Genomic DNA, 22,002 nt, shown 5'->3' on the forward strand with positions numbered 1-22,002 from the left:
TGGTCCTCGATCAGTCTTCGACAAATCGAACCTTGCCGATAAACGGTAGGTTCCGGTTGCGCTGAGCATAGTCGATCCCGTAACCCACAACAAATTCGTCCGGAATTTCAAAGCCGACCCAATCCGACCGGAAATCGACCTCGCGCCGGCTGGGCTTGTCTAACAGGGCAATGGATTTCAGGCGGCTTGGCTTACGGCTACTCAGCAACTTGGTGACGTGGTTAAGCGTGTGGCCCGTGTCGACGATATCCTCGACCACCAGAACATCACGTCCTTCAATTGCGCCGCGCAAATCTTTTAGAATGCGGACTTCCCGGCTGCTTTCCATCGAATCGCCATAGGAAGACGCCTCAAGAAAATCCACTTCGATCGGCAGGTCCAGCTCGCGCACCAGGTCGGCGATGAAGACGAAGCTGCCGCGCAGCAGACCAACGACGACCAGCTTGTCCGTATCTCCGAACTCTGCGGTAATTTCACGACATAACTCTTCGATCCGTGCGGCGATGGCCTTGGCCGAGATCATCTCATCTATCACATATGCGCGGTCGCTCATCGCTGCCCCCTTGATCTTTGGCGCGCAACATACGACATGACGCGCCATTGTCACCTTAAAATGCCCGGAAGCTATGCCTACACATTCGGAAACACGTCACCTTCCTTACACTGCGCAGCAGATGTATGAGCTGGTCGCCGATGTGGCCAAATATCCCGAGTTTCTGCCTTGGTGCGCAGCAGCCCGTATTCGTCGCACTTATGCGGCTGGCGAGGCGCAGGTGCTTGAGGCGGATCTGGTGATCTCGTTCAAGGTGTTCCGCGAACGCTTCGGCAGCCGGGTGACTTTGTATGCCGATCAGAAAAAGATCGACACCGAATATCTGGACGGACCATTCAAATACATGAAATCCGACTGGCAGTTCGAAGATGCGCCAGACGGTGGCTGCAACATTTCCTTCCACGTGGATTTCGAATTCAAGAACGCCATCCTCCAGGGCATCATCGGTGTGGTGTTCAACGAAGCCATGCACCGGATCGTTCAGGCGTTCGAAAACCGTGCCACGGATTTGTACAGCTAAGTCTTTACCCCGTATTATCGGGCGTTAGACTGCGCCTATGACTGATTTCACTGCATCGCTTGCGGCCTTTGCAGCCGCCCCGGTAACGACGAATCTGCAGACGCGGGTCGTCACGTCGCTTTCTGTTCTGGACTGGGTTGCCGTTGGCCGGGCTGGCGTTGACGAGCCGGTTTCCCGCACTCTGCGTGAACTGGTGCTGGGCGAGGGCGGCGCTGAACAGGCCCAACTGTTTGGCGGTGGTGCAGCGCCTTTGCGCGGCGCGGCGCTGGTGAACGGAACCGTGTCGCATGCGCTGGATTATGACGACACGCATTTCGCGCATATCGGCCACCCGTCGGTTGCCGTTCTTCCGGCAGCACTTGCCGCCAGTGAGTGGGACGATCGTATTCTGGTCGATTTTCTTGAGGCGGCGCTGGTCGGTATGGAAACGTCCATCCGCATCGGGCTCTGGCTGGGGCGCGATCACTACCAGGCGGGATTTCATCAGACGGCCACCGCGGGAGCATTCGGTGCTGCAGTCGCGGCCGGGAGAATTCTGGGATTTGATGCCAGCAGGATGCATAAGGTTCTGGGGCTCACGGCGACCCGTTCCGCCGGGCTCAAGGCGCAGTTCGGCACGATGGGCAAACCTTACAACGCGGGCTTGGCCTCGTCGGCGGGTGTTGAAGCCGCTTTGTTGATAGCGGCCGGGTTTGATCCGAATCCCGGGGCGCTTGAAGGGCCTTTTGGGTTCGGCGCGACTCACAAGGGGCAGTCCGACATTGCCGCTTCGCTGCAAGGCTTGGGCGAAGAATGGTTGTTCGAGAGCGTCAGTCACAAGTTCCATGGCTGTTGCCATGGATTGCACGCGGCGCTTGAGGCCGCGCGGGATCTGGATATCGCGGAACCAGAAGTGGCCGAGATCAAGATCAAGACCCACCCAAGGTGGATGACCGTCTGCAACCAGATGTCGCCAACAACCGGATTGGGTGCCAAGTTTTCCTACCGGACGGTTATTGCGATGCAGGCGTTGGGGTATGACACGGCGTTGCCTGATAGCTACTCGGAAAAGACCTGTGCCGATCCGCGTCTGATTTCTTTACGGGATCGTGTCACAGTTGAAGCGGATGACACATTATCCGAAACGCAGGCGCACTTGACACTTCTGCGCCGCGACGGCGCAAGGCGTGAGGCAATGCACGACCTTCTGGCCCCAATGACACTTTCCGACCGCGAAGACCGGGTGCGTGGCAAAGCCAACAAGCTGATCGGAGCGGAAGATGCGGACGCGATCTGGTCGATGCTTCGCACCGGTGGCCGCGCCCGCGATTTGGCTGCGTTACTGGCGGGTTAGACCACGCGCCAGTGTAGCGGGAAACCCGGATCGAAAACGGTCACTGGCCCGTCGCCAGATTCGATCTTATCCGGATATACAACCGGATCGCCTTTGGTCAGGGTGATGGTGCCTTCATTCACCGGCAGACGATAGAATGCTGGCCCATTCAGCGAAACAAACCCTTCCAGCTTGTCCAAAGCAGCCTCGCGGTCGAACATCTCTGCCACCAGTGACATCGTGTTGGTCGCGGTGAAACACCCGGCGCACCCACAGGCCATTTCCTTGTTCGCGTTGGTATGCGGGGCACTGTCTGTGCCCAGGAAAAAGCGCGCATCGCCCGAGGTTGCCGCGGCCAGCAGGGCCAAACGGTGCTCTTCGCGCTTGGCAACCGGCAGACAGTAGTAGTGCGGCTTGATACCACCCACGAGGATGTGGTTCCGGTTGATGATCAGGTGATGCGCGGTGATCGTTGCACCCAGATCGGTTTCGTTGGATTTGACGTAGTCGGCGCCGTTTGCGGTCGTGATGTGCTCCATCACCACGCGCAGGCCCGGTGTCGCCTTGCGGATCGGGTCCAGAACCCGGTCGATGAACACGGCTTCGCGGTCGAAGATGTCGATCTCGGCGTCGGTCACTTCACCATGCACACACATTGGCAGGCCGATCTCGGCCATCTTTTCCAGCACCGGGCGAACCTTATCGAAATCACGAACGCCAGAGGCGGAGTTTGTCGTTGCTCCGGCGGGATAGAGTTTCACCGCTTTGACCAGACCGCTGGCGTGCGCTGCCGCGACATCTTCGGCGTCGGTATCTTCGGTCAGATACAGCGTCATCAGCGGCTCGAAGGTCATGTCGTCAGGCAGGGCGGCCATGATGCGGTCGCGATAGGCAGCGGCCTGATCTCCGCGCACGACAGGCGGAACGAGGTTCGGCATGATGATCGCGCGGCCAAAGTGGCGCGCGGTTTCGGGTAGGACGGCCTGCAGCATGGCGCCATCACGCAGGTGCAGATGCCAGTCGTCGGGGCGGCGGATCGTGAGGGTATCGGTCATGGCCTTCCGCTAGCACAGTGGGCTCGGCGGTGAAAGGCCTTCAATCCGGTCGCAGCCCTTGTCAACTTGTCCGATCGTCGTAAGTCCCGGAAAGACCACGGTCTTGACGCGCGCGGGTCGTCGTGACCTGTTGTGGCAAGGGAGAGATCAGAACATGACACAGCCAGATTCCATCGACGCGGTCCAATCCATGCTTGGCGGGCAGGGCTATGTTTGCGGGCGGGCGCTGGCCACTGTGGTGTTTCTGTCGCTGAAACTGGGCCGGCCTTTGTTTCTGGAAGGCGAGGCAGGAGTGGGCAAGACCGAGATCGCCAAGGCTCTCGCTGCCGGCCTGAACCGGCGCTTGATCCGGTTGCAGTGTTACGAGGGTCTCGACGCTTCGTCGGCAGTTTACGAATGGAACTTTCCGGCCCAGATGGTTGCGATCCGGACTGCCGAGGCCTCGGGTGGGGCGGATCGTGGTTCGCTGCAATCTGAACTGTTTTCTGACGAATATCTGATCGAACGCCCTTTGCTGCAGGCAATGCGCCCGGACGAAAACGGCGCGCCGGTTCTGCTGATCGACGAACTTGATCGCACAGATGAACCGTTTGAAGCGTTCCTGCTTGAGGCGCTCAGCGATTTTCAGGTGACGATCCCCGAGTTGGGGACAGTCAAAGCACCGGAACCACCCATCGTGATCGTCACCTCGAACCGTACACGTGAGGTGCACGATGCGTTGAAACGGCGTTGCCTGTACCATTGGGTCGACTATCCCGATTTCGACCGCGAGATCGAAATCCTGCACGCCCGCGCGCCCGACGCCGCCGAAGCGCTTAGCCGCGAGGTCGTTGCCTTTGTTCAGCAATTGCGAACCGAGGATCTGTTCAAAAAGCCCGGCGTGGCCGAAACCATAGACTGGGCCAAATGCTTGCTTGCGCTGGATGTGATCAACCTCAGTCCCGAGGTGATCGGGGACACTCTGGGTGCGATACTGAAATATCAGGACGACATCCAAAAACTGCAGGGGTCCGAGGCGAAACGCATATTGGATCAGGCCAAAGCTTCTCTGGAACCAGCCTGATGCCTGAGGAGCCCCTAACGATTCACATCGTTGGTTGGCCGGGTTCGGGAAAACGGACAATCGGTTTGGCGCTGGCCGATATGCTTGGGGGGCGCTTGATCGACAATCATCTGATGCTGAATCCAGCTAGCGCGTTGTTTGATCGATCGGATCCAAGACATGCTGCGCTTCGTCGCATCGTGAGAAGTTCGATCTATGACGCAGCAATGACGCTGGCTGCGAGCGTGCCGCTGATCTTCACCGATGCCCTTGAAGAGAGCCCGGCGGATCGTGCGCTGATTGCTCCAACTTTGGATTTCGCCCGTCGCCGAGGCGGGCGTATCCAGCCGTTTACGCTTCAGATAAGCGAGCAAGAAAATCTGCGGCGTCTCTGTGATCCCGAACGGCGTGGTCAGAGTAAGCTAATGGATCCTGATATCTTGAAAAAGTACCGACGTGATCTCTCTTTGCTTCGTCTTGAGGGTCAGATTGAAATACCGGTCGGCTCGCTGAGCCCAAAAGAAGCGGCGGGCGTCATTGTCCAGGCTTTGAAGAAGGGAGCAAAACGTGGCTGAACAACTCCCGATCGAGATCCCTGACAATCCCAAGCTGGCGCAGAACATCACCCATTTTGCACGGGCACTGCGGAAGGCCGGTTTGCCCATCGGGACGGGGCGAGTTGTCGATGCTATACGCGCCGTACAGGCTGCGGGGTTTACTGAGAAACGCGATTTCTACTGGACCCTGCACGCGTGTTTCGTGAACCGACCGGAGCATCGCACTGTGTTCGCGCAGGTCTTTCGCCTGTACTGGCGTGACCCCCGATATCTGGAGCATATGATGTCCATGATGCTGCCTGCTATTCGTGGCGTGCAGGAAGAACGCAAGGCGGATGCGGCTGAAAAACGCGCAGCCGAGGCGTTGCTGGACGGTGTTGAAAGCGATCTGCCTGAAGTGGCCGAGCAGGAGGAAGAGACCGAACTGGAGATTGACACCTCGCAGACCGTGTCTTCCGAAGAACGTCTGCGCAGTTTGGACTTTGAACAAATGAGCACCGCTGAAATCGCGCAGGCCAAGCGGATGTTGTCGCGGCTTACTCTGCCGGTCCAACCCATTGAATCCCGGCGCGGTCAGGCAAGCCATCTGGGGCACCGCATTGACCGGGCGCGAACCCTGCGCGCCGCGATGCGTCAGGGGGGGGAATTGCGTGACATCGCCAGACTCAAACCCAGACCCCGATGGCCCAATCTTGTTGTGCTCTGCGATATCTCGGGGTCGATGAGCCAGTACAGCCGGATTGTGCTGCACTTTCTCCACACGGTTTCGAATGCGAAAGGGGCCGGTTGGGCCAAGGTCCACGCATTTACCTTTGGCACGCGCCTGACCAATATCACCCGTCACCTGCAGCAACGCGATGTCGACGCTGCCTTGGCCGCAGCCGGTGCCGAGGCACAGGATTGGGAGGGCGGGACGCGGATCGGCGAATGCCTGCACGCGTTCAACCGCGACTGGTCGCGTCGTGTCATGGGGCAGGGCGCGGTGGCGTTGTTGATCTCGGACGGACTGGATCGCGGAGATCCCGAGGCACTGGGGAAAGAGATGGAGCGACTGCACCTGTCGGCGCGTCGCCTGATCTGGCTGAACCCGTTGCTGCGCTGGGATGGATTTGCGCCAAAGGCTCGGGGCGTCGCGACCATGCTGCCCCATGTGGACAGTTTCCGCGCAGGGCACTCGATTGCGTCGCTGGAAGATCTGGCCAACGTCATCTCGAAACCAGACGACGTGGGTGAGAAAGCGCGGCTGATGATCGCGCTTTCCCAGTGAGCGTCAGCTCAGTTGTTCTTCGTTGCACTTACGCGCCAATTCCATGGCCTTGTAGGTGCCGGTCAGGTCGACGGTGAAGGCGAACTCTTTCTCAGGGAACACGACCATGACCTTTTGCTTGGCAATGTCATCCGCGAACTGAGGGTCATCGGACAGTACATAGCCTCCGGAGTAGCCCTTGGTGATATTACCCTTCATGCCGGTCGCTTCGCCGACATAGATGTTGTCGCCCAGAAGGATCGCTACGGCTTCTTTCTCACCGCGTTTGATGTCAGTTTTCTCTTTCGTGAAAACGCCGACATACCCAACGCCGCGATCCTCGGTCAGACCCATCTGAACAACATTCTCCGCGTCATCAACGGCTTCGATCAGGCAGGTTTTTTTGTCCTGATCGACGAAGACTTTCCAGCCTTCAACTTCGCCATAGCGCAGGAACGTGTCGGCGGATGCAACAGTGGAAGTCAGCAGGCCAATTGCCATTCCGAGTGTAATAATGCGTTTCAACTCTTTGTCTCCGTTGTGAAAAATTTATATGCGCATACTGGAATGCAGCAGTCACGCGTGTAGGCTAGAATCTGGAACATGTGCAATCAATGATTTGCGCTGCGGCGGCATTTCTGGGCTTGTATACGCCGATACCGGATCAAAATGCTGGGGCGTGGCGCGATCAGCCCCTTATTCGCCTTTAGGCTTACTTTTCATTGCGCTAAACCTGCCTATGTTGGATCAGAACACGCCGGGAGGGTGCAATGGACAGATTCCACAACAGCCCAGAGACGGCCCTGAATTGGTACAGTGAGGGCAAACCGACGGCTCTTGCCACGGTCGTCGAGACATGGGGCAGCGCGCCGCGCCGTGTTGGCGCGCAGTTGGTAATTGCCGGGGACGGGCGGATCGAAGGGTCGGTGTCCGGCGGCTGTGTCGAAGGTGCGGTCATTGTCGAAGCGCTTGAGGCTATGGACGAGGGCGAGGCACGCCTGCTGGAGTTCGGTGTCAGCGACGAGGATGCGTTCGCCGTGGGTCTGGCCTGTGGCGGTACGATCCGTGTGCTTGTCGAACCCGTTGGATCGGTGCTGCCGGAACCCATGCTGCGAGATCTGGTCGAAGCTCGCGCCCGACGGGAACCCGTCGCTTATGAAGTGAACATTGAGACCGGTCAGCGGGCTTTGCGCCGCAATGCGTATCGTGATCGAATGCGTATGGACCGGTCCGGGTTCGAAGAGGACGGTCAGACTTTTGTTGCGGTCCATAACCCCCCGCTACGACTGATTATTGTTGGTGCGGTGCATATCGCTCAGGCGCTGGTGCCGATGGCGCGGATCGCCGGATATGATCCTGCCATCATCGACCCGCGCGATGCTTTTGCCTCGAACGCCCGTTTCCCGGGTGAAACCATCCTGACAGACTGGCCGGACGAAGCCGTCGCCAAGTTGGGCTTGGACTCACGAACTGCCGTCGTTCTGCTGACACACGATCCCAAACTGGATGATCCGGCCCTGGAATCTGCGCTTAAGGCCGGGGTGTTTTACATCGGTGCGTTGGGGTCCACGCGAACGCATGCCAAGCGCGTGGCACGTATGAAAGATGCCGGCTTTTCGGATGAGCAGATATCGCAGATTCATGGACCAATAGGTTTGGATATCGGTGCGGCCGACCCATCTGAGATCGCGGTCTCCATTCTTGCCCAAATGACAGCCGTGTTGCGGGGTAAGGTATGAAGTTCGGCCCCGTTCCCGTCGCCGATGTCACCGGCGCAATCCTGGCTCATTCCGTCAAGGTTCAGGATGTCAAGTTGCGCAAGGGCCTCGTTCTGACGGTCGAGCATCGCGATCAGCTTGTTGTCGCAGGGTACGACACTGTTACGGTTGCCCAGTTGGAGCCCGGGGATTGCCACGAAGACGAGGCGGCCGAAATGCTGGCGGCCGCGCTGGCACCTGACCCTCAAGCTGCTGGTTTACGGGTGACGCAACCGTTTACAGGCCGCGTAAATCTGTTGGCGGATGGGCCGGGTGTGGTCGTGCTGAATGTGGATGCGTTACGAGAATTCAACCGCGTCAATCCCATGATCACAGTCGCAACAGTGCCGCAATATCAGCAAATGGGCGCGGGCGGGATGGTCGCCACGATCAAGGTGATTTCCTACGCGGTTCCAAGGGATGATGTCCTGACCGCAACCAACCTTGCCCGATCGTCTGTAACTCTGGTGCGTCCGGTCCACAAAACCGCGGGGCTGATCGTCACGGATATACCGGGTGGCCCGCCCAACGAAAAAGGCATCGCCGCAATACGCGGTCGGGTCGAGGCATTGGGAATGGACCTGTGCGATGTGCGCATCGTTCCACACAAACCAGAGCCTCTGTCGAATGCGGTTTCGGATACGGACGGGGACATCGTGATGATCCTGACCGGTTCTGCGACGTCTGATGTGTTCGATGTCGCGCCTGAGGCCGTGCGGGCAGCTGGGGGGCAAGTGGACAGGTTCGGTATGCCGGTCGATCCCGGTAATCTGCTGTTTCTGGGCTCGCATGGTGCTCGGCCGGTGATCGGTTTACCGGGGTGCGCCCGCTCGCCGGCATTGAACGGGGCGGATTGGGTCCTGTCGCGTGTCGCCTGCGGGATCGAGACGACCGGTGCCGACATCGCCGAAATGGGGGTTGGCGGTTTGCTCAAGGAAATCCCGACGCGGCCACAACCAAGATCCGGGCGAAAAGGCTGACTCTGAGGTCATTTGTTTTTGTGCTTAGGCGCCTTGGATCGTAAAGGCGACCCCTACGAACGTCGGATATTGGCGCTAGATATTTTTGTTCTCAAACAAATTTTCCCGTGTTTAACTCGGCTTTAGCGATAATAGCCAAAATAGGGGAGGATCTTATGACCAAGGTCTCTATGACCGTGAACGGTAAAACCGTGAGCGGTGAAGTGGAAGGCCGGACGCTATTGTCCGGTTTTTTGCGCGACCATCTCAATTTAACTGGAACTCATGTTGGCTGCGATACCGCGCAATGCGGTGCGTGTGTGGTTCACGTGAACGGCGAGGCGGTCAAATCCTGCAACATGCTGGCGCTTGAAGCGGATGGGGCCGACGTTGGCACCATCGAAGGGCAGGCCAATGCGGATGGCTCTCTGAATGTGATCCAACAGGCATTTCAGGATCATCACGGATTGCAATGCGGTTTCTGCACGCCCGGCATGGTGATGAGTGCGGCAGCACTGCTGAAGGAGAACCCGCGCCCGACCGAGGCCGAGGTCCGAAAGTATCTCGAGGGCAACCTGTGCCGCTGCACCGGCTACCACAACATCGTCAAGGCGATCATGGCCGCATCTGGTCAGGACGTGGGCAGCATCGCTGCCGAATGATGCCGCTGCGGGCGTCAGGGGAGACGCCCGTGGGATGACAAAGGATGCACACGCATCCGTTTATGGGAGGAGAACAAGCAATGCCCAAAGACAGTGGCATCGGAGCCAGTTCCAAGCGGCGCGAGGACGTGCGCTTTCTGACCGGAGCGGGCAATTACACCGACGACATCAACGTACATGGCCAGGCTTATGTGCATTTCCTGCGGTCCGACATCGCGCATGGCCGGATCAAATCCGTGGACACGTCGGCAGCCGAGGATATGCCGGGCGTGGTCAAGGTCTTCACCGGCAAGGATTTCGAAGGCGTGGGCGGGATGCCCTGCGGCTGGGAAGTGACCGACAAACACGGCGCGCCGATGCAGGAGCCGCCGCACCCCATTCTGGCACAAGGCAAGGTGCGCCATGTTGGCGACCCGATCGCAGCCGTTGTGGCCGACAGCCTTGAGCAGGCCCGCGACGCGGCCGAGGCCATTGACGTGGATATCGAGGAACTGCCCGCCGTGATCGACATGAAGGCCGCCGCGCAAGAGGGTGCGACGCTAGTTCATGACGATCTGAAGAACAACATTTGCTATGACTGGCAGCTGGGTGAGACTGACGACGTCAAGGTCGATGAGGTCTTTGCCAACGCAGCCCACGTAACGACTCTGGATCTTGTGAACAACCGCCTGGTCGCAAACCCGATGGAACCGCGTGTGGCGGTGGGCGAGTACAAGCGTGGCACGGATGAGTACACGCTGTTTACCACTTCACAGAATCCGCACGTGATCCGCTTGCTGATGTGCGCCTTTGTTCTGGGTCTGCCCGAGCACAAGGTGCGCGTGGTGGCCCCGGATGTGGGCGGCGGCTTTGGCACCAAAATCTTCCACTATGCCGAAGAGGCGTTCTGCACCTTTGCCGCCAAGGCCTGCAATCGCCCCGTGAAGTGGACGTCCAGCCGGTCCGAGGCGTTCATGTCCGATGCCCACGGACGCGACCATGTCAGTAAGATCGAGCTGGCGCTGGATGCGGACAACAACTTCATCGGCCTGCGAACCAACACCTATGCAAATCTGGGCGCGTATCTGTCGACCTTCTCCAGCTCGGTTCCGACCTGGTTGCACGGCACCCTGATGGCAGGCAACTACAAGACGCCGGTCATTCAGGTGAACGTGAAAGCGATGTTCACCAACACGGTGCCTGTCGATGCTTATCGCGGCGCGGGCCGCCCCGAGGCGACGTTCCAGCTGGAGCGGGTCGTGGACAAGGCCGCACGCGAACTGGGCGTTGATCCGATTGCCCTGCGTCGTCAGAACTTTGTCACTCAGTTCCCCTACGACACGCCGGTGGCGCTGACCTATGACACGGGCGACTATAACGGGACGATGGACAAGCTTGAGACTGCGGCTGATTTGGCAGGTTTTGCCGCACGCCGTGCGCAAAGCGAAGCCAACGGCAAGCTGCGCGGTCTGGGCGTCAACTGCTATATCGAGGCCTGCGGCATCGCACCTTCGAACATCGTCGGCATGCTGGGGGCCCGCGCGGGCCTTTACGATGCGGCGACCGTTCGGGTGAACGCCACCGGGTCGATCAGCGTCATGGTCGGTGCGCACAGCCACGGTCAGGGGCATGAAACCGCCTTCCCGCAGGTTGTGGCGGACATGATCGGTATCGACGAGTCGATGGTCGAAATTGTGCATGGCGACACCTCGAAGATCCCGTTTGGCATGGGCACATACGGCTCGCGCTCGCTGGCCGTTTGTGGCTCGGCCATGGTCAAGGCGACCGAGAAGGTGATCGAGAAGGCCAAGCGGATCGCGGCCCACCTGCTGGAGGCCGCCGAGGCGGATATTGAGCTCAAGGATGGTCAGTTCAGCGTAGCGGGCACGGACAAATCGGTGGCCTGGGGCGACGTGACCCTGACCGCCTATGTGCCGCACAACTATCCGCTGGAAGTCGAACCAGGGTTGGAGGAAACCGCGTTTTACGACCCGGCGAACTTCACCTTCCCGGCAGGTGCCTACGCCTGTGAGGTCGAGGTCGATCCCGAGACTGGGCAGGTCACCATCGAGGCCTTCACTGCCGCCGATGACTTTGGCAACATCGTCAATCCGATGATCGTTGACGGTCAGGTCCATGGCGGTATCGGGCAGGGCATCGGCCAGGCGCTGCTGGAGAACTGCGCCTATGACGAGAATGGTCAGCTGCTGAGTGCGTCTTTCATGGATTACGCGATGCCGCGTGCTGATGATGTGCCGTTCTATGGTGTCGATCATTCCAGTCAGACTCCCTGTACCCACAATCCGTTGGGTGTGAAGGGCTGTGGCGAGGCTGGGGCGATCGGTTCGCCTCCGGCGGTGGTAAACGCGGTTTTGGATGCGCTGAATTCGGGTGGCAAGGCGGTTGATCATATCGACATGCCCATGAGCCCGTCGCGCGTCTGGGCGGCGATGAACAGCTAAATTGAGAGGGCGGACCGGGGGCCAGCCCCCGGACCCCCGGGATATTTATAGCCAGATGAAGGGCGGATCCGCGCCTTTCGGAAAGGAAGACGAAATGTACAATTTCGAGTATGAGAAACCCTCGACCATTGCTGACGCCGTTTCGGCGTTGGGAGGCGAGGATGCGCAGGCGCTGGGGGGAGGTCAGACACTCATCCCGACCCTGAAGCAACGGCTGGCGGCGCCGTCGACGCTGGTGTCGCTTGGTGGGATTCCCGAGATGCGGGGCGTTTGCATCGAGGATGATGGATCTGTGTCAATCGGCGGCGCAACGAGCCATGCGACCGTGGCCGCAGAGGCAGCCAGCAGCTATCCGGCTTTAGCGGCACTGGCTGGTCAGATCGGAGACCCTGCAGTGCGCAATCGCGGAACCATTGGTGGGTCGATCGCCAACAACGACCCGGCAGCCTGCTATCCGGCGGGCGCTTTGGGATCGGGCGCGGCGATTATCACCAACACCCGCCAGATCGCAGCGGATGACTTCTTTGAGGGGATGTTCTCGACCGCATTAGATGAAGGCGAGATCATCACCTCAGTCCGGTTCCCGGTGCCACAGGCGGCCAGCTATCAGAAATTCCTGCAACCGGCCTCGCGTTTTGCGCTGGTCGGCGTCTATCTGGCGCGGTTTGCCGACGGCGTCCGTGTCGCCGTGACCGGAGCCAGCGAAGACGGCGTGTTCCGCTGGACCGAGGCTGAAGAAGCGCTGAACAAAGAGTTTCGGCCTGACTCGTTGACGGGTTTGCACATCAACCCAGCGAACATGATTGGTGATCTGCACGGTAGTAAAGAATACCGCGCGCACTTGGTCAGCGTCATGACCAAGCGGGCCATTCAGGCCTGCATGTAAGCCACCAACACAAAAGCCCCGGAACAACCGCCGGGGCTTTTTTTATTTGCGCCTTATTCTGGGCGGCTTTGATGGCTGCCAGTAAGCGCCAGTGTCTTCTCGGGCTTTTTGGTAATTGTCCACACGGTCGCGCGCAGCGTCTCCGCCAGCATTGAACAAGTGGCCCAACAGGCATTCCAGTACCGCCATCGCGCCGGAATAGCTTGAAAAGTGGTGCAGAGACCGGGTGCTGACGGGGAACACCACATCTGGCTCGATCCCAGGCGCGATCACCTCACTGTCCGAGACAAGGATGATCGGTAAGTTCCTTCGCCGTGCCATGCGCATGGATTGAATCGTGTCGGCCGAATAAGGGCGGACAGTAATCGCAATCAAGCAATCGTCTTGATCGGCGTCCAACAAGTCATCTGTTGCGGCACCCATGTGGCGCGGCACAAGCTGAATTCCCGGATGCGCCATTCGCCCGGCATAGGAAAAGTAATAGGACAAGGCAAAGCTTGCGCGCGTCGCGGTGACAAAACACCTGTTTGAAGATGTAATGATATTTAAGGCTTGCCTGACCCTTTCTGGTTTCATCAGCCGTAACGACCGCATGACGACGTTCTGTTCGTTCTGGGCGTATTTCGCCTGTGCATGGTCCAATGCGTCTCCGCCTCGCATATCGGCCAGCCAACTTTGCCCCAGGTGTTCCTCTTTGTCGGTAACCAGAGCATCGCGAAACGGAGCGCGAAAAGCATCGAAACCATCAAACCCCATATGGTGTGCCAGCCGTACCAACACATTCGAGCTGACACCGATTTTGTCTGCTGTCCCGCGGATTGGGTCCAGCCCAAAATCTCCGGGGTGGTCGAGAATGTACTTCGCGGCGGCCTGCAAGGCCGGTGGTAATTCGTCTATAGTCTGCCGCAGGTGATCGGCCAGTTGGGTCAACGTATCTGTCATCGATAGAAGAAAAACATATGTTATATAGAATGCAAATTGAAAACGTACGAAAGGTCGATAACTGGGGTACAGGTTGCAAAGGTTGCTCTGATGTATGAAATCCCGTCACAAACTCAAACGACGCCCAAACCCTATATCCTGGTAGCGCCGAATGGTGCGCGTCGAGGGCACGTGGACCACGCAAAACTGCCGGTTTCGCTTCAGGAAATCGTGGACACGGCTCAAAGCTGCTTTGACGCTGGCGCCCATGGCATCCATTTGCATGTTCGAGACCAGCAAGGTCAGCACTCGCTGGATTCAGGGCGTTATCTTGAGACGATGGCGGAGCTGCGCCGCGTTGTGCCCGATATGGACATTCAGATCACGACCGAAGCCGCCAGTATCTTTGACGTTTCGGCGCAATTGGCTTGCTTGCAGCAGGTGCAACCGCAGTGGGCCTCGATCTCGGTGCGAGAGGTTGCGCGGGCACCGGAATTTGCCGCCAAGGTCTACGGCTTGTGCGCCGAACAGGGAACCCGCGTTCAGCACATTCTCTATGACGCCGAGGACGCCGGACTTTTGTCTCAATGGCAATCCAGCGGGATTGTCCAGAGCGGGCAAACGGATCGATTGTTGGTTCTGGGGCGGTATACGTCCGGGCAGGAATCGAGGCCGGAAGATCTTGATCAGTTTCCGCAGGACACGTCGCGCTGGATGATTTGCGCGTTCGGAAAGCAGGAACACGCCTGTCTGCAACTGGCCGCCACGCGCGGCGGAGACCTGCGGGTCGGGTTTGAAAACAGTATGACCGACAGCAATGGTAACAATTGGGCCACCAACGCCGTGTCGGTTGCGGCGCTTGTCGCAGCTTTGAAGGGAGTAATCGCATGAGTCACGTTTTTCCACGCCACACCAAATCGGACTTGCCGGTCGCGGTTGGCGGAGACGGATGTTATCTGATTGATGCACAAGGACAGCGTTATCTGGACTGCGGTGATGCCGCAGTGTCATGTCTGGGGCACTCGAATCCGGCCGTGATAAAGGCCGTGCAGGATCAGGTTGAGAAGATCGCCTTTGCGCACACCGGCTTTATGACATCTGAGCCGGCCGAAGCGTTGGCCGATCTGTTGATTGAACATGCACCGGGAGACCTTGACCGGGTCTATTTCGTTTCGGGTGGGTCCGAGGCGACCGAGGCTGCCATGAAGCTAGCGCGGCAATACTATTTGGAAATCGGGCAACCAGAACGGCGCCGGGTGATTGCGCGGCGGCAGAGCTATCACGGGAATACTCTCGGAGCCTTGTCCGCAGGGGGCAACGAATGGCGTCGTGCCCAATTCGCTCCGATGCTGATCGAGATGACGCATATCGCGCCGTGTTTCGAGTACGCCGAAAAGCCCGATGGCGAGAGTAGTTTTGATTACGGTCAGCGCGTGGCCAATGAACTTGAGGCGGAAATCCTTCGTTTAGGCCCCGAAACAGTCATGGCCTTCATGGCCGAACCGGTTGTTGGGGCAACGCTTGGCGCTGTGCCGGCGGTTGATGGTTACTTCAAACGGATTCGTGAGATTTGCGACCAGTATGGGGTCTTGTTGATCCTTGATGAAGTTATGTGTGGCATGGGTCGGACGGGACACCTGTTTGCGTGCGACCATGACGGTGTCGCGCCAGATATCCTGTGTATCGCCAAAGGGCTGGGCGCTGGGTATCAACCAATTGGTGCGATGATGTGCACCGGGAAAATCTACGACGCAATCCGAGATGGCTCTGGCTTTTTTCAACACGGACACACCTATATCGGGCACCCGGTCGCCACTGCTGCGGCGTTGGCCGTTGTTACTGAGTTGGCTGCGCGCGACCTGCCCGCGCGCGCTGGAGTGATGGGCGAGAAACTGCACGCAGCCCTGCAAGCCGAGTTTGGCCAGCACCCGAATGTCGGAAATATTCGCGGCAGGGGCCTGTTCCGCGGGTTGGAATTGGTGTCTGATCGCGAGTCAAAAACGCCGTTTGATCCAGCGCTCGGCGTTGCGGGCAAGATCAAGAAGGCCGCCTTGGCCGAAGGTCTGATCTGCTATCCCATGTCCGGCACGCGGGATGGACGGCTTGGGGATCACATCCTGTTGGCGCCCCCATTCATCATCGAGGACGGGCAGATCGACGAGCTCGTCAGCAAGCTGAGCAAAGCAATCTCAACGTCGGTACCGACATAATCGGACAGATGACGCAATTCAGGGGGCTGGGATGTCCATGGCCCTCTGATACAGGGCATTGAAGGCCATGATCGGATGTTCGGACTGGGACGAGCACGCATCGTCCACAACCAACGCTCCAGTCCCGATTGCACCGGTTTCAAGCCCGCGCTGGACCGAGTCTACAATTGGGCCGTCCTCGGCAAACGTAGTGGTTCGGTGCTGGTGAATGATCTCGCGCTCAACGGCGTTTGGTTCAGACTCAGGCAGCCACCAGTCGACTTCGATTTTGGTCCGGTTCACGCTTAACGGTTTCCAGCGGTAAGTGTTCACGATGCCGCCGGGATACACCTGTAAGGCGAACAATGGGAAAAACCACCAGGTCAGAAATTTGTCCGTGCGCGCCTCGGGGTCTGCAACATAACTGTACGACTTCTGAGAATCCGGACGGGCAGGGCTTGCGTGTCGAATTCCGTACTCGAACCCTCGGGTGCGGTATTGATCCGGATCGACGACACCTGTGGTCAACGTTTTGTGTACGACAGCGCAGTGATAGCATTCATTGAAGTTTTCGGCGACCACCTTCCAATTCGCCTGGGCCAGCCGCTCGGTCCGGTCCGCGCGTCTGTAGCGGGGCAGGTTGGGCGCATATTCCGAGATTTCGGGCAGGGCGCCCTCTGCCACGCTTGCCAGCGGTTGGGCGTTGTCATCCAGATTCACCAAAATGAGCCCAAAGAACAGTTCTACCCGAACCGAACGCAGTTTGTATTTCTCTTTCTCAAACCCCGGAAACGATGCAGCGTTTGGGGCTGCCCTCAACTGACCGGTCGTGTCATAGGTCCAGGCATGGTACGGGCAGGTCATCTTTTTGGTACAGCCGCTGCCTTGCAGTAATTCATGCCCACGATGCACGCAGACATTATAGAAGGCCCGGATTTCACCGTCCTGACCCCGTATTACGATGATTGATATCCCGTCAATTTCTTCGACGACGTAGTCCCCGAAATTGGCGATATCGGTCGAGTGGCCGATCAGGTGCCAACTGCGACGAAATATGTGGGCGCGCTCTCGAATGAAAACCGTTTCATCGCAATAGCTATTGGACGGTAGCGATTGATACACGCCGCCTGAGAATGACATCTCGCCCATCGCTGTCTCCGTAGCTCGTTCCCGTTAAGTGTCGGGCGCTTTGGGCGATGAGTCTTATCCCTTTCCGCCAAGACAAAGTCGAAATCAGGGAGCCGGTTTCCGACATGGTGTCGGTTTCTGTCTTTGGGTCGTGGAGCTTAGCGGTCGAGAAAACTTGCTGAGTTACACAAAGCGAGCACAAAAAACCCTGCCAGAGCGTATCTGACAGGGTTCGAAATCAGGTATTTGCAGGGCTTATTTCTGCGGAAGCGGGCCGATCATCATGATCATCTGACGGCCTTCCATCTTCGGCATGTTTTCGATCTTGCCGATTTCCTTGATGTCTTCGGCTACACGTTCCAACAGCTCACGACCCAGGTTCTGGTGCGCCATTTCACGTCCACGGAAGCGCAGGGTAACTTTGACCTTGTCACCCTTTTCCAGAAACTTCACGACGTTCTTCATTTTGACGTCGTAGTCATGCGTGTCGGTGTTGGGCCGGAACTTGACCTCTTTCACCTCGATGACTTTTTGTTTTTTACGGGCTTCGCTTTCGCGTTTCTGCTGTTCGTACTTGAACTTGCCGAAATCCATGATCTTGCAGACCGGCGGGTTCGCGTTCGGCGAAATCTCGACCAGGTCTAGGCCTGCATCGGCCGCAAGTTGCATGGCTTTGGCGGGATGAACCACCCCGACGTTATCACCGTCAGCGCCGATCAGGCGAATTTCGGGGGCACGGATTCTTTCATTGACGCGCGGTCCAGTATCTCTTTGCGGCGGCGCGTTGTGAGGTCTGCGGGCTATGGGTTCATTCCTTTGATGATTGCAGAATTTCGAGCCCGAAATTTAGACCGGCCTGCACGCCGTTTCAAGCGGCATAAGCAACGGGTGACGTGAAAAATCCGGGTTTTGTCAGGGGTCTTTAGGTGTTCCGGGGCAAATTGCCCCGGAACCGGTGTGCTAGATTAACCAACAAAGGCTTTTTCGATGACAAATTCCTTAGGTTCGGAGTTTGCGCCTTCGCGCAGACCGAACTCTTCCAGAATCTCTTTGATGTCGAGGTTGAAGGCCAACGAACCACAGACCATTGCCCGGTCGGTGTCCGGTTTGATGCCGCCTTCGATGCCCAGATCGGCAAACACGGTGCCGTCTTTCAACAGGTTGGTGATGCGGCCCATTTTGGGGCTCTCTTCCCGCGTTGTGGTCGGGTAGTAGCGGATCTTGTCAGCAAAACCTTCGCCCATCAACTCGGCCAGCATCTCGTCCTGACGGATACTGTCGATCAACTGGCGGCCATATTCCAACTCGGCCACTTCACGGCAGGTGTGGGTGATGATGACCTCGTCATAATCCTCATAGGTCTGCGGTTCGCGCAGTAGCGACGCGAACGGAGCGAAACCGGTGCCGGTGGCAAAGAACCACAGGCGCTTACCGGGCAGCAGGGCGTCGTGGACCAGCGTGCCCACTGGCTTGGGCCGCAGGATGATCTGGTCGCCCGGCTTGATGTGCTGCAGCTTGGATGTCAGAGGGCCGTCCTGCACCTTGATCGAGTAGAACTCCAGCTCTTCGTCCCAGGACGGCGACGCGATCGAATAGGCGCGCAGCAACGGCTTGCCGTTGTCGCCCAGCAGGCCGATCATGACGAACTCACCCGAACGGAACCGCAGGGACGCAGGGCGCGACACCTTGAAAGAGAACAGGCTGTCGGTCCAGTGTTTGACGTCTGTTACGGTCTGGGCGTCCGGCAAGACGGGGGCCTTTACGGCGGTTGCTTCGGTCACGGGCTTCATCTCTGTCATCGTTATCACTGTCGGCGGGGTAAACCGACATCTCCGTTTAATCTTTGATCCAAGTCAGGAAAAGGGGCTGAATGCCCCTTTCTTTTCACAAGCTAGCGATTGGCGGATTCAGCCGCGCAGGCGGGCCTGATAGTTATGGTTCTGCCAGTCTGAGCGGGCAAGCCACTGATCCTCGGGCTGGCGGGCGGCCAGCGTGTTGTCAATCTCGACCTCGTCGAACCCGCTGCGACGCGCCATGGCGTATTGGTCGGCCAGAACATGGCCCCTGGCGCGCAAACGACCGGTATAGCCTTTCAGGCGCAGCACACGCGCAATGGTGAAACCACGCCCGTCGGCTGAGGACGGAAAGTCCACGCGCACCATTTGGGCACTGCCCAGCCGGTCAAACAGTTCATCCGGGTCCGTGTCCGATGCCACATCCAGCGCAACAACGTCATTCGCTGCGTCCTCAAGCGTGACAAAGCCATCGGTCCAGTCGTCGGGGGCAAAGCCCTCATCGGTAACGATTACGTTCATGTTTTCTCTCCGGAGCGGACCATCTTGCCGTCGACAAAATGAATACCGCATTCTTCTTTGTTCTGATCGCGCCAACGTCCGGCGCGGGGGTCTTCGCCTTCTTTGACCGGCGAGGTGCAGGGGGCACAGCCGATCGAGGGGTAACCTTTGGCCACCAGCGGGTGCCGGGGCAGGTTGTTTTCGTCCATATACGCGCGCACGTCTTCAGGTGCCCAATGGGCCAGCGGGTTGACCTTGATCCGACCGGTGCCGTCTTCGACTTCGAAGAACTCAAGCGCGGCACGTGTGCCCGACTGGAACCGTTTTCGACCGGTGATCCAGCCGTCATATCCCGCCAGTGCCTTTTGCAACGGGAAGGTCTTGCGCAGGTTACAGCACGCATCCGTGTCGCCCAAGCGCAGTGCACCATAGGGGTCATCGCGTTCCACATCCTCATCCTCGGCGCGGATGATGTGAATGTTTCTTAGGCCCAGACGCTCGCTCACCTCTTGCTGGTATTCCAGCGTTTCGGTGAACAGCATCTGAGTGTCCACGAACAGCACTGGCGTCATCTTGTCGACCACCGCTGCCATATGCAGCAACACGACCGATTCCGCACCAAAACTGGAGACCAGAGCAAGCTCTTCGATCTCCTCCAGCGCGCCATGCATTACGTCATGGGCGCTGTGGTGGCGGAACTGGGCATTCAGCGCGTCGACCTGTTCGGTCAGTTCGCGTCGATCCCGGCCCAGCTCCGTCTGGATCAGGTCAAGCGGCATTAGCCTGCGCCTCGGGGTAAAGCGCCGCTTTGAACGGTGCCATGCCTACGCGGCGATAGGTCTGCAAAAAGGTCTCCTCGGCGCTGTCGCGCTGTTCCAGATAGGTATCGACGATGCGTTCGACCGCCGGAACGATCTCATCATAGGCAAAGCCCGGACCGGTGCGGTCGCCAACGGCCGCGGTTTCGGTCGCATCACCACCCAGCGTGATCTGGTAATTCTCGACGCCTGCACGATCCAGACCCAGGATGCCGATGTGACCCACGTGGTGGTGACCACATGCGTTAATGCAGCCTGAAATCTTGATCTTCAGGTGGCCGATATCATGCTCGAGCTTCAGCTCGTCGAAGCGGGTCGCAATCTCTTGCGCAACCGGGATCGAACGGGCTGTTGCCAGCGCACAGTAATCCATGCCGGGGCAGGCGATGATGTCGCTGATCAGGCCGATATTGGCGGTGGCCAGTTCGTATTCTTTCAGCTTCGCATGGATCGCCGGCAGGTCCGACTTGTGGACATGCGGCAGGATCACGTTCTGCTCGTGGCTGATGCGCAGCTCGTCATAGGCGAACTGTTCGGCCAGATCGGCCATTGCGCGCATCTGCTCGGCGGTCGCATCGCCCGGCGTCTGGCCGTGCTTCTTGATCGAAATCGTCACGATCGCGTGGTCCGCATTCTTGTGCGGCGCGATGTTGGTGTCGACCCACGAGCGGAAGACTGGATCGTTGGTGTAGGCGCTTTCGAACGAGGCCACCGAACCTTCGCGGAAGGCCGGAGGCGCAAAGTGGCCTTTGATCTCATCCAGCAGCGCCATGTCGGCGCCTTTGAACTGCGGGCGGACCTTCAGGAAGCGCTCGCTCACCTTGGCACGGATGGCGTCGATGCCATGCTCGTGCACGGTGATCTTGATGCGCGCCTTGTACTTGTTGTCGCGTCGACCGATCTGGTTCCACACGGAAACGGTGGCTTCGAGGTAAGCCAGCAGGTCGTCAAAGGCGACGAACTCGGACAGCTCCTTGCCGATCATCGGGGTACGGCCCAGACCACCACCAACGATGACGCGGGCACCCAGGACGCCGTCGCGTTCAACCAGTTGCAGGCCGATGTCATGCGCCTTGATCACGGCACGGTCGTTTTCCGAGCCGGTGATCGCGATCTTGAACTTACGCGGCATGAACTGGAATTCCGGGTGGTCGGTGGACCACTGGCGCAGCAGTTCCGCATAGGGTCGCGGGTCCGCGACTTCGTCCGCGGCGGCACCTGCGAAATGGTCGGCGGTCACGTTGCGGATGGTGTTGCCCGAGGTCTGGATGGCGTGCATGCCAACCTCGGCCAGCGCGTCCAGCATGTCCGGAACGTCGTTCAACTTGGGCCAGTTATACTGGATGTTCTGACGGGTGGTGAAATGGCCGTAGCCCTTGTCCCACTTCTCGGCCAGCAGTGCCAGTTGGCGCATCTGCCCGCTGTTCAGCGTGCCGTATGGGATCGCCACGCGCAGCATGTAGGCGTGCAGCTGCAGGTACAGGCCGTTCATCAGACGCAGGGGTTTGAATTCATCCTCGGTCAGCGAGCCGTCAATGCGGCGCTCGACCTGAGCACGGAATTGCGCGTTACGCTCTGCCAGAAAATCTTTGTCAAACTCGGAGTAGCGATACATGTCTAGCTGTCCTTAGTTGCAGCCCCGAACCTTGGGGCCTTTAGAAG

The 22,002-nt window shown here is 58.7% G+C and carries 22 protein-coding genes; 12 read left to right on the forward strand and 10 right to left on the reverse strand.

The genetic code is table 11. From position 1 onward, the window contains the following. Positions 1 to 10: 10 nt before the first annotated feature. Positions 11 to 553: a hypoxanthine phosphoribosyltransferase gene (gene hpt / locus ACR0J0_RS04230; RefSeq protein WP_480661459.1), complete on the reverse strand. Its 543-nt coding sequence runs from the start codon at positions 551 to 553 to the stop codon at positions 11 to 13. 73 nt (positions 554 to 626) lie between these two features. Here hpt and ACR0J0_RS04235 point away from each other — a divergent pair, with 73 nt between their 5' ends. Both ACR0J0_RS04235 and ACR0J0_RS04240 read left to right on the forward strand, forming a co-directional pair. Further along, positions 627 to 1,073 carry a type II toxin-antitoxin system RatA family toxin gene (locus ACR0J0_RS04235; RefSeq protein ID WP_480661460.1) on the forward strand — a complete coding sequence of 149 codons (447 nt, stop codon included), beginning with the start codon at positions 627 to 629 and terminating at the stop codon, positions 1,071 to 1,073. A 37-nt stretch (positions 1,074 to 1,110) separates the two neighbouring features. Continuing rightward, positions 1,111 to 2,406, forward strand: a complete 1,296-nt coding sequence (locus tag ACR0J0_RS04240) for an MmgE/PrpD family protein (protein WP_480661461.1) — start codon at positions 1,111 to 1,113, stop codon at positions 2,404 to 2,406. On the opposite strand, the gene pyrC is transcribed toward ACR0J0_RS04240, so the two are convergent. Beyond that, positions 2,403 to 3,440: a dihydroorotase gene (gene pyrC, locus ACR0J0_RS04245; protein ID WP_480661462.1), complete on the reverse strand. Its 1,038-nt coding sequence runs from the start codon at positions 3,438 to 3,440 to the stop codon at positions 2,403 to 2,405. The genes ACR0J0_RS04240 and pyrC overlap by 4 nt on opposite strands. A 154-nt stretch (positions 3,441 to 3,594) precedes the next feature. On the opposite strand from pyrC, the gene ACR0J0_RS04250 reads away from it, so the two are divergent. The 3 genes from ACR0J0_RS04250 to ACR0J0_RS04260 are packed head-to-tail and all read left to right on the forward strand — an operon-like array spanning position 3,595 to position 6,306. Beyond that, positions 3,595 to 4,503: an AAA family ATPase gene (locus ACR0J0_RS04250; RefSeq protein WP_480661463.1), complete on the forward strand. Its 909-nt coding sequence runs from the start codon at positions 3,595 to 3,597 to the stop codon at positions 4,501 to 4,503. Then, a complete protein-coding gene (locus ACR0J0_RS04255; protein ID WP_480661464.1) occupies positions 4,503 to 5,057 on the forward strand; it encodes a hypothetical protein in 555 nt (184 codons plus the stop codon). Before ACR0J0_RS04250 ends, ACR0J0_RS04255 begins: the two co-directional genes overlap by 1 nt. Beyond that, a complete protein-coding gene (locus tag ACR0J0_RS04260) occupies positions 5,050 to 6,306 on the forward strand; it encodes a vWA domain-containing protein (protein WP_480661465.1) in 1,257 nt (418 codons plus the stop codon). The genes ACR0J0_RS04255 and ACR0J0_RS04260 overlap by 8 nt, the downstream gene beginning before the upstream one ends. Positions 6,307 to 6,309: 3 nt before the next feature. On the opposite strand, the gene ACR0J0_RS04265 is transcribed toward ACR0J0_RS04260, so the two are convergent. Continuing rightward, positions 6,310 to 6,810 carry a hypothetical protein gene (locus ACR0J0_RS04265; protein WP_480661466.1) on the reverse strand — a complete coding sequence of 167 codons (501 nt, stop codon included), beginning with the start codon at positions 6,808 to 6,810 and terminating at the stop codon, positions 6,310 to 6,312. Positions 6,811 to 7,055: 245 nt separating this feature from the next. On the opposite strand from ACR0J0_RS04265, the gene ACR0J0_RS04270 reads away from it, so the two are divergent. From ACR0J0_RS04270 to ACR0J0_RS04290, 5 genes are all read left to right on the forward strand, one after another. Beyond that, positions 7,056 to 8,024 (forward strand): XdhC family protein, encoded by a 969-nt coding sequence (locus ACR0J0_RS04270; RefSeq protein ID WP_480661467.1) that lies wholly within the window; start codon positions 7,056 to 7,058, stop codon positions 8,022 to 8,024. Beyond that, positions 8,021 to 9,022 (forward strand): molybdopterin-binding protein, encoded by a 1,002-nt coding sequence (locus ACR0J0_RS04275; protein WP_480661468.1) that lies wholly within the window; start codon positions 8,021 to 8,023, stop codon positions 9,020 to 9,022. Before ACR0J0_RS04270 ends, ACR0J0_RS04275 begins: the two co-directional genes overlap by 4 nt. A 155-nt stretch (positions 9,023 to 9,177) precedes the next feature. Next, the gene (locus tag ACR0J0_RS04280; protein WP_480661469.1) at positions 9,178 to 9,663 is read left to right on the forward strand and encodes a (2Fe-2S)-binding protein; all 486 of its coding nucleotides are present in this window, start codon (positions 9,178 to 9,180) and stop codon (positions 9,661 to 9,663) included. 80 nt (positions 9,664 to 9,743) lie between these two features. Beyond that, on the forward strand, positions 9,744 to 12,104 hold the full coding sequence (locus ACR0J0_RS04285; RefSeq protein ID WP_480661470.1) for a xanthine dehydrogenase family protein molybdopterin-binding subunit: 2,361 nt from the start codon (positions 9,744 to 9,746) through the stop codon (positions 12,102 to 12,104). Positions 12,105 to 12,198: 94 nt separating this feature from the next. Continuing rightward, positions 12,199 to 12,990: an FAD binding domain-containing protein gene (locus tag ACR0J0_RS04290; protein WP_480661471.1), complete on the forward strand. Its 792-nt coding sequence runs from the start codon at positions 12,199 to 12,201 to the stop codon at positions 12,988 to 12,990. A gap of 42 nt (positions 12,991 to 13,032) precedes the next feature. On the opposite strand, the gene ACR0J0_RS04295 is transcribed toward ACR0J0_RS04290, so the two are convergent. Further along, the gene (locus tag ACR0J0_RS04295) at positions 13,033 to 13,932 is read right to left on the reverse strand and encodes a MurR/RpiR family transcriptional regulator (protein ID WP_480661472.1); all 900 of its coding nucleotides are present in this window, start codon (positions 13,930 to 13,932) and stop codon (positions 13,033 to 13,035) included. A gap of 90 nt (positions 13,933 to 14,022) precedes the next feature. Between ACR0J0_RS04295 and ACR0J0_RS04300 the strand changes: the two genes are divergently transcribed. Together ACR0J0_RS04300 and ACR0J0_RS04305 are read left to right on the forward strand one after the other, a co-directional pair. Continuing rightward, positions 14,023 to 14,802, forward strand: coding sequence for a beta-keto acid cleavage family enzyme (locus ACR0J0_RS04300; RefSeq protein WP_480661473.1), 780 nt, complete (start codon positions 14,023 to 14,025; stop codon positions 14,800 to 14,802). Further along, positions 14,799 to 16,121: an aspartate aminotransferase family protein gene (locus tag ACR0J0_RS04305; protein ID WP_480661474.1), complete on the forward strand. Its 1,323-nt coding sequence runs from the start codon at positions 14,799 to 14,801 to the stop codon at positions 16,119 to 16,121. The genes ACR0J0_RS04300 and ACR0J0_RS04305 overlap by 4 nt, the downstream gene beginning before the upstream one ends. A gap of 18 nt (positions 16,122 to 16,139) precedes the next feature. Here ACR0J0_RS04305 and ACR0J0_RS04310 read toward each other — a convergent pair whose 3' ends face one another. The 6 genes from ACR0J0_RS04310 to ACR0J0_RS04335 all read right to left on the reverse strand — a co-directional run bounded on the left by ACR0J0_RS04310 (position 16,140) and on the right by ACR0J0_RS04335 (position 21,955). After that, a complete protein-coding gene (locus ACR0J0_RS04310) occupies positions 16,140 to 17,249 on the reverse strand; it encodes an aromatic ring-hydroxylating oxygenase subunit alpha (RefSeq protein WP_480661475.1) in 1,110 nt (369 codons plus the stop codon). A 234-nt stretch (positions 17,250 to 17,483) separates the two neighbouring features. After that, on the reverse strand, positions 17,484 to 18,074 hold the full coding sequence (gene infC, locus ACR0J0_RS04315; RefSeq protein WP_480661923.1) for a translation initiation factor IF-3: 591 nt from the start codon (positions 18,072 to 18,074) through the stop codon (positions 17,484 to 17,486). 119 nt (positions 18,075 to 18,193) lie between these two features. Beyond that, positions 18,194 to 19,027 (reverse strand): ferredoxin--NADP reductase, encoded by an 834-nt coding sequence (locus ACR0J0_RS04320; RefSeq protein WP_480661476.1) that lies wholly within the window; start codon positions 19,025 to 19,027, stop codon positions 18,194 to 18,196. 108 nt (positions 19,028 to 19,135) lie between these two features. After that, positions 19,136 to 19,543, reverse strand: coding sequence for a DUF934 domain-containing protein (locus ACR0J0_RS04325; RefSeq protein WP_480661477.1), 408 nt, complete (start codon positions 19,541 to 19,543; stop codon positions 19,136 to 19,138). Beyond that, positions 19,540 to 20,301, reverse strand: a complete 762-nt coding sequence (locus ACR0J0_RS04330; RefSeq protein WP_480661478.1) for a phosphoadenylyl-sulfate reductase — start codon at positions 20,299 to 20,301, stop codon at positions 19,540 to 19,542. The genes ACR0J0_RS04325 and ACR0J0_RS04330 overlap by 4 nt, the downstream gene beginning before the upstream one ends. Beyond that, on the reverse strand, positions 20,291 to 21,955 hold the full coding sequence (locus tag ACR0J0_RS04335; RefSeq protein ID WP_480661479.1) for a nitrite/sulfite reductase: 1,665 nt from the start codon (positions 21,953 to 21,955) through the stop codon (positions 20,291 to 20,293). The genes ACR0J0_RS04330 and ACR0J0_RS04335 overlap by 11 nt, the downstream gene beginning before the upstream one ends. Positions 21,956 to 22,002: the final 47 nt, after the last annotated feature.

Source organism: Ruegeria sp. BF12, assembly GCF_056538705.1.

Excerpts from the sequence above, each read along its gene's own strand:
- ACR0J0_RS04325 (WP_480661477.1), bottom strand. The coding sequence starts at position 19,543 with ATGAACGTAATCGTTACCGATGAGGGCTTTGCCCCCGACGACTGGACC.
- ACR0J0_RS04330 (WP_480661478.1), bottom strand. The coding sequence starts at position 20,301 with ATGCCGCTTGACCTGATCCAGACGGAGCTGGGCCGGGATCGACGCGAA.
- hpt (WP_480661459.1), bottom strand. The coding sequence starts at position 553 with ATGAGCGACCGCGCATATGTGATAGATGAGATGATCTCGGCCAAGGCC.
- ACR0J0_RS04310 (WP_480661475.1), bottom strand. The coding sequence starts at position 17,249 with ATGGGCGAGATGTCATTCTCAGGCGGCGTGTATCAATCGCTACCGTCC.
- ACR0J0_RS04270 (WP_480661467.1), top strand. The coding sequence starts at position 7,056 with ATGGACAGATTCCACAACAGCCCAGAGACGGCCCTGAATTGGTACAGT.
- ACR0J0_RS04335 (WP_480661479.1), bottom strand. The coding sequence starts at position 21,955 with ATGTATCGCTACTCCGAGTTTGACAAAGATTTTCTGGCAGAGCGTAAC.
- ACR0J0_RS04275 (WP_480661468.1), top strand. The coding sequence starts at position 8,021 with ATGAAGTTCGGCCCCGTTCCCGTCGCCGATGTCACCGGCGCAATCCTG.
- ACR0J0_RS04240 (WP_480661461.1), top strand. The coding sequence starts at position 1,111 with ATGACTGATTTCACTGCATCGCTTGCGGCCTTTGCAGCCGCCCCGGTA.
- ACR0J0_RS04290 (WP_480661471.1), top strand. The coding sequence starts at position 12,199 with ATGTACAATTTCGAGTATGAGAAACCCTCGACCATTGCTGACGCCGTT.
- pyrC (WP_480661462.1), bottom strand. The coding sequence starts at position 3,440 with ATGACCGATACCCTCACGATCCGCCGCCCCGACGACTGGCATCTGCAC.
- ACR0J0_RS04295 (WP_480661472.1), bottom strand. The coding sequence starts at position 13,932 with ATGACAGATACGTTGACCCAACTGGCCGATCACCTGCGGCAGACTATA.
- ACR0J0_RS04305 (WP_480661474.1), top strand. The coding sequence starts at position 14,799 with ATGAGTCACGTTTTTCCACGCCACACCAAATCGGACTTGCCGGTCGCG.
- ACR0J0_RS04285 (WP_480661470.1), top strand. The coding sequence starts at position 9,744 with ATGCCCAAAGACAGTGGCATCGGAGCCAGTTCCAAGCGGCGCGAGGAC.
- ACR0J0_RS04300 (WP_480661473.1), top strand. The coding sequence starts at position 14,023 with ATGTATGAAATCCCGTCACAAACTCAAACGACGCCCAAACCCTATATC.
- ACR0J0_RS04250 (WP_480661463.1), top strand. The coding sequence starts at position 3,595 with ATGACACAGCCAGATTCCATCGACGCGGTCCAATCCATGCTTGGCGGG.
- ACR0J0_RS04320 (WP_480661476.1), bottom strand. The coding sequence starts at position 19,027 with ATGACAGAGATGAAGCCCGTGACCGAAGCAACCGCCGTAAAGGCCCCC.
- ACR0J0_RS04255 (WP_480661464.1), top strand. The coding sequence starts at position 4,503 with ATGCCTGAGGAGCCCCTAACGATTCACATCGTTGGTTGGCCGGGTTCG.
- ACR0J0_RS04280 (WP_480661469.1), top strand. The coding sequence starts at position 9,178 with ATGACCAAGGTCTCTATGACCGTGAACGGTAAAACCGTGAGCGGTGAA.
- ACR0J0_RS04235 (WP_480661460.1), top strand. The coding sequence starts at position 627 with ATGCCTACACATTCGGAAACACGTCACCTTCCTTACACTGCGCAGCAG.